The organism is Streptomyces sp. NPDC049887, assembly GCF_040656535.1.
GTDB lineage: Bacteria > Actinomycetota > Actinomycetes > Streptomycetales > Streptomycetaceae > Streptomyces.
In genome coordinates this window covers 44,296-56,599 of record NZ_JBFAMM010000019.1, presented here as the reverse complement: position 1 = coordinate 56,599, position 12,304 = coordinate 44,296, and the positions used below count along the sequence as shown (strand labels likewise).

At 66.9% G+C, this 12,304-nt stretch carries 5 protein-coding genes and 1 pseudogene; 3 read left to right on the top strand and 3 right to left on the bottom strand.

Translation table 11 applies throughout. The features are described from left to right. Positions 1-7: 7 nt before the first annotated feature. Both AB0J10_RS22505 and AB0J10_RS22500 read right to left on the bottom strand, forming a co-directional pair. Positions 8-430, bottom strand: coding sequence for a roadblock/LC7 domain-containing protein (locus tag AB0J10_RS22505; RefSeq protein WP_363064245.1), 423 nt, complete (start codon positions 428-430; stop codon positions 8-10). Next, positions 430-2,727 (bottom strand): nitrate- and nitrite sensing domain-containing protein, encoded by a 2,298-nt coding sequence (locus tag AB0J10_RS22500; RefSeq protein ID WP_363064243.1) that lies wholly within the window; start codon positions 2,725-2,727, stop codon positions 430-432. The genes AB0J10_RS22505 and AB0J10_RS22500 overlap by 1 nt, the downstream gene beginning before the upstream one ends. A gap of 1,123 nt (positions 2,728-3,850) precedes the next feature. On the opposite strand from AB0J10_RS22500, the gene AB0J10_RS22495 reads away from it, so the two are divergent. Continuing rightward, positions 3,851-5,542: an RICIN domain-containing protein gene (locus AB0J10_RS22495; protein WP_363064241.1), complete on the top strand. Its 1,692-nt coding sequence runs from the start codon at positions 3,851-3,853 to the stop codon at positions 5,540-5,542. A gap of 193 nt (positions 5,543-5,735) precedes the next feature. Here AB0J10_RS22495 and AB0J10_RS22490 read toward each other — a convergent pair. Continuing rightward, positions 5,736-6,173 (bottom strand): annotated as a pseudogene (locus AB0J10_RS22490) (transposase family protein); the annotation flags it as partial. Positions 6,174-6,570: 397 nt separating this feature from the next. Here AB0J10_RS22490 and AB0J10_RS22485 point away from each other — a divergent pair. Both AB0J10_RS22485 and AB0J10_RS22480 read left to right on the top strand, forming a co-directional pair. Further along, complete coding sequence (locus AB0J10_RS22485) at positions 6,571-9,990, top strand: GH92 family glycosyl hydrolase (protein ID WP_363064239.1); 3,420 nt, start codon at positions 6,571-6,573, stop codon at positions 9,988-9,990. A gap of 1,452 nt (positions 9,991-11,442) precedes the next feature. Beyond that, complete coding sequence (locus AB0J10_RS22480; RefSeq protein ID WP_363064237.1) at positions 11,443-12,222, top strand: MHYT domain-containing protein; 780 nt, start codon at positions 11,443-11,445, stop codon at positions 12,220-12,222. Positions 12,223-12,304: the final 82 nt, after the last annotated feature.

Sequence of the window (12,304 nt, the reverse complement as noted above, 5' to 3'; positions counted from 1 at the left end):
GCGCGGGTCAGGAGGCCGGCTCGATGCGCGGCGCCGCGCCGAGATGAGCGCCGATCTTTTTCACGAGCATGTTCATCTCGAAGGCGACGACGCCGATGTCCGCCTTGGAAGCGGCCAGGACAGCCAGGTGCGTACCTCGTCCGGCCGATGTGAGAACGAGGAACCCGTCCCGCATCTCGATCAGTACCTGGAGCACGCCGCCGCCGCCGGCATCGGCGCAGATCGCACTGCCCAGGCTCATCAGGGCGGAGGCTGTGGCCGCGAGGCGTTCCGAGCCGGTACGGTCGAGCGAGGTCGACCTGCTGATCACCAGTCCGTCCTCGGACAGGACTATGGCGTGCCGCAGGTCTGCGACGCGGTCGACGAGACTGGTCAGCAGAAGGCTGAGCCGGCTGTCGTTCACCGGGGGCTGTTCAGGACGAGATTGCATCAGGGGCCCTTCGTCGGGTCAGTCGCGGGCCGTGGGTCGGGGCCGCCGAAGTCGCGTGCGTGTTCCGTTCCGCGCTGGAACGCGGACATGGTCGTGGCCAGAGTCTCCGGGGCAGGGGGCGACTCCGGACGCCCCTCCGGCCGCGAGACGTGAGCCCCGCCGCTGCCGAGCCGCATGTGCGGGCTCGCCTGCGGAACGCGTCGAGGCAGCTGCGGGGGCAGGCTGTCCGTGCGGTGGTTCGGCTGAGTGAGTGGTGCCGTGTCCGGACGCGCGTACGGCGGGCACGAAGACAGCCGGGCCGACTCGCTGACGTCCGCCGCGGCCTCGGGATGGTCGATGCGGGGGTCGGGCGGTTCGGTCACGGGCGCCTTCCGAGCGCTGCCGCGAGCGTCCTCGGGTTCCGGCGCATCGACTACCAGCCGGGCCGGGACGAGGACCAGCGCCGTGGTCCCGCCGAACGGCGAGGCCCGCAGTGTGATCCTTATCCGGTGCTTGGCCGCGAGTCTGGCGACCACGAAGAGGCCGAGCCGAGCGTCGTCGGCCAGCGAGAAGACGTTGAAGGGCTGCGGCTCCGCCAGTTTCTCGGTCGCCTCTGCGTAGTCGTCGTCGCTCATGCCGAAGCCGCGATCCTCGATCTCGATCACGATCCCCTTGCTGACCCGCTCGACGCTGATCGACACGAGGAAGAGCGGGGGGGAGAAACTCGTGGCGTTGTCGACGAGTTCGGTCAGTAGGTGGATGACGTCGGCGACGGCGTGTCCCTCAAGCCCGAGCGCATCATCGGCATGTACGGACACGCGGTGGTAGTCGGCGACGTCGCTGACCGCGCTTCGGAGCACATCGACGACACGGACCGGTTCGGTGAAGCGGCGTCCGGGTTGTGCACCGGCCATGATCGCCAGGTTTTCCTGGTAGCGGCGCATCTGGCACGCCTGTGAGTCCAGCTGGTAGAGCTTCGTGAGCACCTCGGGGTCCCGGTGCTCCGCCTCCAGCGTGTCCAGCAGGGCGATGTGGCGGTTCACCAGGTTCTGGGTGCGCCGGGCGATGCCGAGAATCGCCTTCTCCAGGCCGTGGCGAGTGTCGGACAGGGCCACGGCGCCGCGGACGGCGGTACGCTGGGCGGCGTTGAATGCCTTGACCACCTGGCCCAACTCGTCGTTCCCGTAGTCGAGTTCGGGGGCCTCCTCGCTGAGGTCGACCGGCTCGTCACGGTTCAGCCGGTCTACCAGCGTGGGAAGGCGGCCCTCTGCCAGCTCCAGCGTGGACACCCTCAGGCCTGCCATCCTGTGCAGGAGCGACCGGGCGACGCTCGACGACAGCAGGGTCACGACAGCCACCGCGGCGAGACCTATGGCGCTGACTGCCAGGGCGTCTCGCATGAGGTCACTTCCCCGCGCCCTCTGGAGCCGCAGCAGGTCTTGGGCCAGGTCCTGGGTGAACCGTTCAAGATCGATGCTCACCTGGTGAAGTGCCGCGCCCCACCGGTCGCCCGACGCCGGCAGGGGAACGGACGCACCGACTCTCCGAGCGCTGGAGCCACTGGAGGAGGTCTGCCGAAGCACCTCGTTCTCGATGGACTCCATGGTCCTCCAGTCGGCGCTGCTGGTGATTTCTGCGAGCGCCGATCGCCGTTCGGCGGGGATCTGGGCCGACAGTCCCGCCAGAAGGAAGCGCCGGGTACCCGCAGCCATGATGAATCGTGCACGAGCGTCGGCGGTAAGCGTGCCGGAGGCGAGAGCTGGTGCAAGCACGGTGTCCTGCAACCCGATCTGCTCGGCGCCGTTGACCAGGAATCCGAGCGGTGTCGCTGCGGACACCAGGGCACCGTCGTCCACCTGGGCGCTCACCTCTCCCACCACCTTCGTCTCCAGGGCGATGAGCCGGCTGAACGAGTCAATGACCTGCTCGGGTTCGACCGACCGAGTGTCCACCGCTGTCCGCAACGCCGGAAGCGGGAACCGGTGGAGTGCGTCCGCGAGAGGCTGGAAAGAGGTGCGGGCCCGTGGCGGCGCCTCCTTCAACGCCTCTTCCATACGGGTCATGGTGGCCAGGGCGGCGTCTGTCAAGGGGCGTTGGGAGTCCAGCGCCGCATGCGACGCCTGGGGGTCGGCCAGCCAGACCGCGGTCAGGGCACGCTCACGCTGAAGGCCGTAGAACATCTTGATGGCGGGCGACTGCAGTAGCCTGCCGGCCTTGGAACCGTTGCGGAGATCCAGCCCTTCTCCGAGTACCTGACTGGTCGTCACACCCCAGAAGCCGGCAAGTACGAGGCAGGGGACCAGGGCCAGGAGAAGCAAGGAAGCCCGTATCGACTGCCGTCGGCCACGTGCGCGGGCGGGGGTGCGGGCGGGAGACATCTTCCTCACGGGAGACCAAAACCGGCGTATGCGTGATGAGGTCGCCGATGAAGACCCCTTCGCTGCTCGGCTCCTGGGCATGCACATCACTCCTCTGTTCCTGCTGAGCGTTCCGCGGCGGTCAGCACTGCCCGTGGTGCCCCGGCACACCTCCTTCACCGGCCCGATAGGAGACCTCCCGCGGAACCCCCGCCCTGGTACGCCGTAGTGGCTTGGTCGTTCACACGTCCTTCTCGTCCATCCACGGAGCCGACAAGCGATTCCTCCGTCAGTCGGTGGCACACCGTAGACGAGATGGGGCGGCCTCCAGTACGGAGTTCGTGGGATCATGCGGATCCTTCATGGGCCGTCGTGCCAATGCTGTGCCGTGCGGACCGCCCGAATGCGCTGGTCGGCGCGGTGGGGCACCTCACGCGTCGGGGTCGCCCACAACATCTGCGCGGACAAGCGGGACTCGACGTCTTGGCATAACTGGTGCGACGCGCACTGCGATTGGACGCCACCCTGCCCGTGGGGTTGTCCGGGGAAGTGGTGTACGGGTTCGACCTGATCCGGGGGTCTGCTCCGGCCTCGGATGGTGCCCCATGGACGAACGGCGTGACCGGTCATGGAACGTCCACTGAACCTCGGCAAATTGATGCGGCAGCCTCATGGGGTAGGGCCGGCACAGGCCGATGCTCGGTTCGCTCACGCGGTACGGGGCCTTGAACAGTCCGTCAGCTCCGACAGCGACGAGGCGCGCTCATGGGCTGCGTCGGGTGAGCCAGGTCAGGTTCGCCGGCAGGCGTCCATTCCATATTCGCAACAGGTCCGCCGCAGCTTGACGCAGCAGAGCGGAGAGATCCAATATCTGGTGCCCACGGGGGTCTGCGACGGAAGGACCCGCCCCTTACCTGCCGAGAAGCGGAACTGCTGGCGGCATCGCCACACGATGTCGGCAGCCACAGTGGCAATGCTTCGCATTGGTCAGTGTGCGACACCGGCTGCAGTTTCACCGGGCGAGTCATTCCGACCAGGCGGCCCGCGAACCACCTGGCATTCACACCATTGCAAGGGGACCCACGTGCCGGAGCGAGCAGTTGCCGGAGTTTCGGATGCCGAACTGACCGGACGCATACGCGTCGGCGACGACGGTTGGGAGCCGGCGGAAATCGAACTCGTACGCCGCCACCGGATGGTCGTATTGCGCTATGCCCGTCTGTGCTGCGGCGCTCCGGAGGCGGCCGAGGACCTCACCGACGAGGCCTTCGCCCGCGCCTTCGAGGCAGTCCGCGCCGGCCGCGGTCCCAGGCGTGCGTGGAGACCGTACCTGATAGCCGCGGTGCGCCACGCCGCGACCGCATGGGCCGCCTCCGGCCGGCGGCTGGATCTGTCCCCAGGCTTCGCCGCATGGCTCGACGGACTGCCCGACGAGGTCCACCAGGAGCGCGCCACCACAGCCGCGGAGGAGAACTCCGCCATGCTGCGGGCCTTCTGGACGCTACCGGAACTCCAGCAGGCGGCTCTGTGGAGCACCGTGATGGACTCCGTTGAGCCGGGGGAGTCATCGACGGAGCCGAGTACCGCCCCCACGGAGACCGAAGCCGCCCGGCGCAACTTGTACGAGGCGTACCTCCAGGCCTACGCGGCTCAGGCTTCCAGTCGTGCCTGTCGTCACCTCGTCGCCGTCATGGACGACACCGTGCGACGAGGCGTGCCCAGCCGTACCCAGGAACTCGAGCGGCATACGGAGACCTGCGGGAACTGTTCGCGTGCGCGGGCCGAACTCCTGGCCGTCCATGACGGCCAGGATGCCGTCCTCGCCGACGCGCTGCTGCTGTGGACCGTGGGCCGCCCGCCCGTGAGGAGTTCCACCGTGGCGGCAGGGGAACTGCCACCGGGGACGGTCCCCAGCGCCCCCACCCCGCCACGAACGAATTCGCACCGGTCCCGCCGAGGGGGCTTCATCCTCTCCGCCTCACCAGCGGGCGTCGCAGCGATGCTGGTGGTGATTTGCGCGGCGGTCACGGTGGTCGTCACCACTGCGATGCCGACAGGCAGGGGCGAGGACATGCGTGGGCACTCGCAGTTCACTGCCGCCCATGCCACCACAACGGTCACCGCGACCGCGACCGCGACAGCTACCGCAACGGCGACCCCGACCCCGACCGCGACCGCGACGGCCGGCCGCAGGCCGGCTCTCCGCCCGACGGCCTCGCAACCGGCCCGACGCACCACCAGGTCGAGCACCCCGCCGAAGACCAGCCCCTCGCAGTACACCACGGCCAGTCCATCCACCGAGTCGCCGGCTGGGTTCCAGCTCGTCAACAAGAAGTCTGGGCTGTGCGTGGGCATCAGGAGCAACAGCATGACCGACGGGGCCCTGGTGCAGTTGCAGCGCTGCAGTAGTGCGTCTACCCAGCGCTGGGAGCGTGTGGCGGCCGGTCAGGACTACCGACTTCGCAACATGGGCACGGGCAAGTGCCTGGACGGGGCCGGCCGTGGAGACAGCGTCAGGCTCATGCAGTGGGACTGCCACAGCCTGACGGACGACTGGGAGGCTGATCAGAGGTGGAGATTCGCCCCTGCGGGAGACGCATCCTCGTACCTCTTGGAGTTCGTGCCGCCGGTTGACGACAGTGCCTACGCGTGGCACGTGCTGGGCCCGGAGGACTGGACGAGCGGCAATCCGCCTCACGAGGGCACCTATCTGGCCCACTTGCCCAACTACTACTCCTCAGACAGTTTCGTCTTCGAGTGCGTCGGCAGACTGTGAAACCGCCCCGTGCTCGTTGGAAAGCCCGGCTGGTGGACTCGGTCGCGGACGTCGTCTGGTTGTCGCCGGGCAGGCTGATCGGTCGAGCATGGCTCCTGTGTGACTGATCGAACACGGCATCCAGTCGGCCCCAGCAGACAAGGCCGACGTCGGTAGGAGCATCGATGGTGCCGTGGACGGCGTCGGACACATCGGGCGACGCCCACAGCAGGCGGCCGAAGGGATCGGAGAGGACCTGCACGTTCATCCCGTGTTTCTTGTGCTTCCCGGAATAGAACGGGCGGTCGGCGGCGATCCGGTCGGTCGCCAGCAGTGTTCCGGCCAGGATCACGAACGCCTTGCGGGATGCGGCATTGACCGCACTCGCCAGGTTCGTGGCGACGAGCACGGCCAGGACCTCGACGGCCTCGGCGATGTACCGGTAGACGGTGGTGATGCCTACGCCGAAGCCGGCCGCAAGTTGGGCATGGATGTGCCCGCACAGCAGGTGGGCCAGGGCCAACACGGCCTGGCGGCCTGTGGTCAGCCGTCGCCAGCGGGTGCCACGCTGGCGGCGATGGGTACGCAGCTGTGCGGACAGGAAACGCAGAGCGGAACTCGACACGTCGATCCCTGACGTGCAGACAAGCATGTGAAGCCCCTGATAAAGACGGTTTTCTCGACCGAGAACCCATCTGCCAGGGGCTTCGTGCTGTCAGCCCAGCTTACGTCATGGACGAGGACTCGCTGGTAGCCGCGGTGAACGGAGCAGTGAGCATGCTTTCCCACAGCCCTTTGCTGGTCAGCGGGGGCGGTCCGGCGGAGGCGTGCTTTACACCACACAGCCGATGGGGCCGCGACGGAGCCGCTGTGCCCCCACAGGAAGCGATACAGGTAAAAGTACGCTTTCCGGCACGGACGCCAGTCCTTCACTGTTCTTGCCCACGGGCCAGCAGACCTCCGGCCTCGAGCGCCGGACCGGGTGTCCGACGACCGCCCAGAAATATGCGGGCCCATGTTCCTCCGAAATGGCAAAGGAGCGTACTCGCATGGGCACTTTCGTTGTGCTGCGTCGCCGGGGGCGACACGTCCGTCGCCGAAACGTGATCACCCTCGTCCTGGTGCTGTGCGCCGCGGCGATCGGCGTGAGTCTCTCACCTCTGAACCAACGATCGGGCCATGCGGCCGTGACGGACCCGAGCCGTTACGTGGACCCGTTCATCGGCACTGCTGACAGCGCGTCGCCCGACCCTGTGCCGGGTGGGGCGGGAGGCGCCACCTACCCCGGAGCCATGTATCCGTTCGGAATGGCGCAATTCAGCCCGGACACCTCCAAGGCGGCGAGCAAACCGGGCGAGCGGACGTCTGGGTACCACCGGGAAGACGAGAAGATCGACCAGTTCAGCCTGACCCACTTCAGCGGGGCGGGTTGTCCGAACGGCGAGAACATCGCCATCATGCCCTCCACCACCGCTTCGTTCGACAAGCAGAACTCGCCTGGAAATCACTGGAGTAGCTACGCGGCCACGAAGGGCGACGAGGAGGCGAAGCCCGGCTACTACAAGGTGACGCTGAAAGAGACGACGACGCAGACCGCAGCCATAACCGCGGAGCTCGGCGCCACCCAGCGCACTGCGGCGGCGCGGCTGACATTCCCGAAGACCGCCACCGCGCAGGTTTTGGTCAACCCGTCCACCGACGCACACGGCAACAGCACAGGCGGGGAGATCGCCGTGGACGGAGACGAGATCTCGGGGAAGACCTATGGAGGTGACTTCTGCACACGGCCGGGCGCCCAGCGGAACGTCTTCCCGATCTACTTCGTGCTCCGGTTCGACCGCACACCCACGGCCTCCGGCACATGGAAGGGCGATGAGGTCAGAGCCGGAGGCGCCGCAGTGCAAGGCCAGCAGACGGGCGCCTACGTCACGTTCGACACCACGGGCGACCAGACGGTCACCGTCGCGGTGGGTCTGTCCTTCGTCAGTGCAGAGGGCGCCCGCCAGAACCTGGCCAAGGAGCAGCCTGCCGATTCGACCTTTGACAAGGTGAGGGACGCGGCTGATCGCGCCTGGGACACAAGACTGAACTCGGTCCAGGTCAACGGTGGTTCAGACGACGACCTGACGAAGTTTTACACGGCTCTGTATCACACGATGTTGGCCCCCAACGTCTCCAGCGACGTCTCGTACGTCAAGGACGGAGAGAAAGTCGATGCCAAATACGCTGGCTTCGACAACGGCATACACACAGTACCTGACGGCATGAGCGCGGTGTACCAGAACTTCTCCGGTTGGGACATCTACCGTTCGTGGGCCGCCCTTGCGGCGCTGGTGGTGCCCGACGTCATGACGGACGTGGTGAGATCGATGATAATCGACGGGGAACAGGGATACCTGCTGCCCAACTGGTCACAGCAGAACACCGAGACGTACGCCATGAAGGACAGCGACCCCGGCCCGATCGTCGTCTCGAGCGCCTACGCTTTCGGGATCCGGGACTTCGACACGGCGAAGGCGCTGAAACTGATGAAGAGGAACGCCTCCGGCGAGTCGTATGCCTCGGGGGACAGCAAATTCGATGCGGACTCCGGCTTCGACCGGAAGCCGATCCGGGACGAGCACGGAAGCTACAACGAGTACGGCTATGTGAAGGGCCGGCCGTCGACGACTCTGGAGTACGCGGCCTCGGACTTCGCCATCGCCGCATTCGCGCAGGCGTTGAACGACGATGATTCCGGCGCCTTCATGCAGCGCGCACAGAACTGGGCCAGGGTGTTCAACTCCACGTCCGGCTACATCCAGCCGCGTTGGGAAAAGGAGGAGTGGAAATCGCCGCTCGACCCTGCGGACCACCGGAACTTCAATGAGGGAAACGCCTCGCAGTACACCTGGATGGTTCCATTCAACTACCAGTCGCTGTTCGACCTGATGGGCGGTCCGGCGACCGGCGTCCAGCGGCTCGACCAGCACTTCACGCGTCTCAACGTCGGCATTGGGCAGGCGGGCTTCTACATCGGCAATGAGCCCGGGCACAACGTGCCGTGGGCGTACAACTTCGCCGCCGCCCCCGCCAAGACCAGTGAGGTGGTGCGGCGGATCATGAACGAGTTCACCACCGACGCAGGCGGCCTGCCCGGAAACGACGACCTCGGCTCCACTTCAGCCTGGTACGTCTGGGCCGCCATGGGCATGTACCCGGTCACCCCGGGCGCCGACACCCTCGCCCTGCACGGCCCGCTTTTCCCCTCGGTGCTCATCCAGCCCCCCGGGGAGCGGAAGAGCATTCAGATAACAGGCAGTGGCGCCGAACCGAACGCACCGTATGTGCACAGCCTGTCCGTCAATGGCGCCACGACGACCGACAACTTCATCCGCTACCAGGACATCGCTGGCGGAGGCACTTTGGCCTTCACGATGAGCTCGTCGCCCAGCACCGTCTGGGGAACGGCTGCCGGCGACGTGCCCCCCTCGTTCACCGACGGCTTCACCAAAGACAACCCCCGGCCGACTGCCGCCGAGGACCTCGGTCCGAATCTGGCCCAGGGACGGACGACCAGCGGTTCCGCGTCCTGCGACGCGAGCCACACGCCGACGGAGGCCGTCGATGGCTCCCTTGACAGCTCCTGGTGCTCGCCCGCGTCTTCGAGCTACCTGCAGGTCGACCTCGGCTCGGTCAGGACCGTGTCATCGTTCGTGGTCAAGCACGCAGGGCTCGGTGGACAGAGCACCGTACGGAATACGAACGCCTTCACCATCCAGACGAGCACCGACGGTACGAACTTCGACACCTCCGTGACAGTGTCCGGATCGAGCGCCAGCCGCACCCACCACCCCCTCAAGACGCCGGTGTCAGCCCGCTACGTCAAGCTGACCGTCTCACAGCCGACCCAGCCGACCCAGCCGAACCAGAACGAAGCGGACGGGACCTCACGCATCCAGGAGCTGGAGGTGTACGCGCCGTTGCCATCGACTCCCCCTCACCCACCGACCCCCACTACCACCACAGCCGGCCCGACCCCAACGCCGAATCCCACCACAGCCAGGCGGACCCCGCCCTCCTCTCCTGCCAAGGGTGACGGCGCCCAGTACCTGCTGATGAACCGGACGTGGAACAAGTGCATCAACGCCGCGTTCGACCAGCGAGGCTCGAACGCTGAGGTCTCCTCCTGCAACCGCCTGCGCCCGTCCAACCAGTTGTGGGCCTACACCTCACGCATGGAACTCCAGAACGGTACCCAGTGCCTGGAAGCATCCCGCAGCAGGCAGAGCACCGCCGTCATCCTGGGCGACTGCGGCCGTTCAGAGCAGCAGTGGACGTTCGAATCAGATGGGACCATCCGAAGCCAGCAACTCGGCTTGTGCCTGGATCTGAACGCGCAGGCCGCGGGCGGCGACCGTATCCCGGTCGTGCTCAAGCCCTGCGATCCGCGCAACTTCTTCGCCAGCCAGCAATGGGCCGTCAGCTGACGCACCCGCACGCGGGCCCAGCGGCCTCCGTCAGACGGCGGAGGCCGCTCCACTCAACAGCCAGTATCAGCCGTCAGGCCGCACACCCCGTTATTTTTTTCGTGGTCCTGCAAGAGGGCCGTTGCAGCATGACCAGCCCGGGCTTTGGCGAAGGACATAGAGGCACCCGCCCAGATGCCGGGTGTGTCGGATGACGGGGAGAGCGTCGGCGACCAACCGGCGCCTTCTGCGGAGCCGGCCTTCGACCCGGCCGGACGCATCAGCCGTGTGACCCGGCGACGGCCGTACCGGTCGTCTTCCCTCTGGAGAGCAGTGTGGACACCTGGGTCTCCGCAGCTGCCGTGTGAGCTCGCATGAGCCGTCGGTTCTCTCGCAGCAGCCGCGAGAGTTCTCGCACTCGTCGCCGGTCGGGCCGTGACGTTCTCTGGCGTCGTCAACCTGGATCCTGCACACCCGGTTCCGCGTCGCGGTCTCGGCCCGACCGAAGTCCTTGGCGACCTGACCGGTGGATCGGTCACCACGTCGGTACGACCGGGGATCCCGCCCTTGAACTCCGGCGTGAAGGGACGGTGGGGCGAGGCTTCTTCTTCCTTGCGCTCTCCATGAACTGGACGTCCGCCGGAGCGAACCAGCCAGGACTCCTGCCCGAAGCGTGTGCCGCATGTGTTCCGAGAAGCCGGCAACCACGTCTACCCCCACCTGCCGAGCCGCCCTGCGTATGACAGAACGGAATGGTCCGGGACTGGCTCAGCGAGAACCGCCCCTCATACATTGCGTTCACTCAAGAACGATTCACAGCCGCCACGGACTCGGCCCTTGCTGGGGCCAGACGCCCGGGACGGTCCGTGCGGCATGCCCTCTGGCGTGACGCGACCCTAAGGAACCCGTACGCATGCCCTCTCCGACGCATAGCGCATTCGTCCCGCAGGTGTTCACTCCCGGCCGCCATCCGGTCAGGGCCGCCGTCCCAGAAAATGCTCAAGCAGCGTTCCACCCGGTGATGCAGAGAATTCGGAGACCCTCCGGAATCCCCAGCTTCCAGGTGGCGGATCCGCCGGATCGAGTGTTCGCCCCGGCGCGTCGGGTTGTTTGGCGGGCAGCCGCCACCGCGGTGACGGCATGGCCCTCGCGCCGGACCGCGCACCACGAGATCTCCCCGAGGGGCCGGCGTCCGAGCGCAGTGGCATCAGCAGGTCTGACCGGGAGCCATGAGATGCACCATCGGCCCGGGGCGCGACACGGGCGCACCACGGGACCCGGTTGAGTCCGGCGGGCGAATGAGGGCGCATCCGACTGCCCCCGATGCACGCTCCGCACTGTCGCCGCGGTGGCCGTATGGCCCACGGTTCCCGCGCGGCGCCTCGGATCGTTGCAGCGCTTGGCCGCTTCTGGTGACCACGGCCGCACCTCCACCGGTTCCACCGTCAACCGCAGACACCCAATGGAGTCCATATGAATGGTATGCACCATTTTCAGACCGGATGGCTGGCGCCAGTCATTGCGTACGTGACGGCCTGTCTTGGTGCAGCGATGGGACTCCGGTGCACAGCCCGGTCACTCGTCGCCACCGGGCGTTCGCGGCTCAACTGGCTTCTGATCGCCGCGGCCTGCATCGGATCCGGAATCTGGACCATGCACTTCATCGGGATGCTCGGTTGCAGTGTTCCCAGTTCGGAAATCAGATACGACGTACCGCTCACCCTTGTAAGCCTGCTGGTCGCCATGGTCGTCGTCGGGCTGGGGCTCCTCGTGGTCGCTTATGGGCGCTTTCGAACTCGCTCCGTACTTCTGGCGGGCCCTTGCACGGGGCTCGGCGTTGCGGCAATGCATTACCTGGGAATGGCCGCCCTGCAACTTCACGGGGAGATCGTCTACGACCGGCTCCTGGTCGCAGCGTCCGTGCTGATCGCCGTGGTCGCCGCCACCGCAGCGCTGTGGGCCGCTGTCATGATCAAGGGGAGTTGGGGAACGCTGGTCGCCTCGTTGGTCATGGGCCTGACGATCGCCAGCATGCACTACACGGCCATGACCGCGGCGCAAGTGCACCCCACGCCCGTTCGCACCGTGCTGCCTGGCGCCAGCCCCATTGAGTTCATCTTCCCGATCATCGTGGCTGTGGGCTCGTTTCTCTTCGTCACCTGCGGATTCGTCGCCCTGTCACCGACAGTGCAGGAGATGGAGGAGCCCGTATCGGCCGCCATGTCCTACGGCGCCTCGGTCCCGAGTGAGTGACCGTGCCGACCAGACGTACCGCACGGCGCCGGCTGTCGTCCGGCCACGGTCCCGTCCCGGTGTGGTGGTGCCTGCCCCGTGC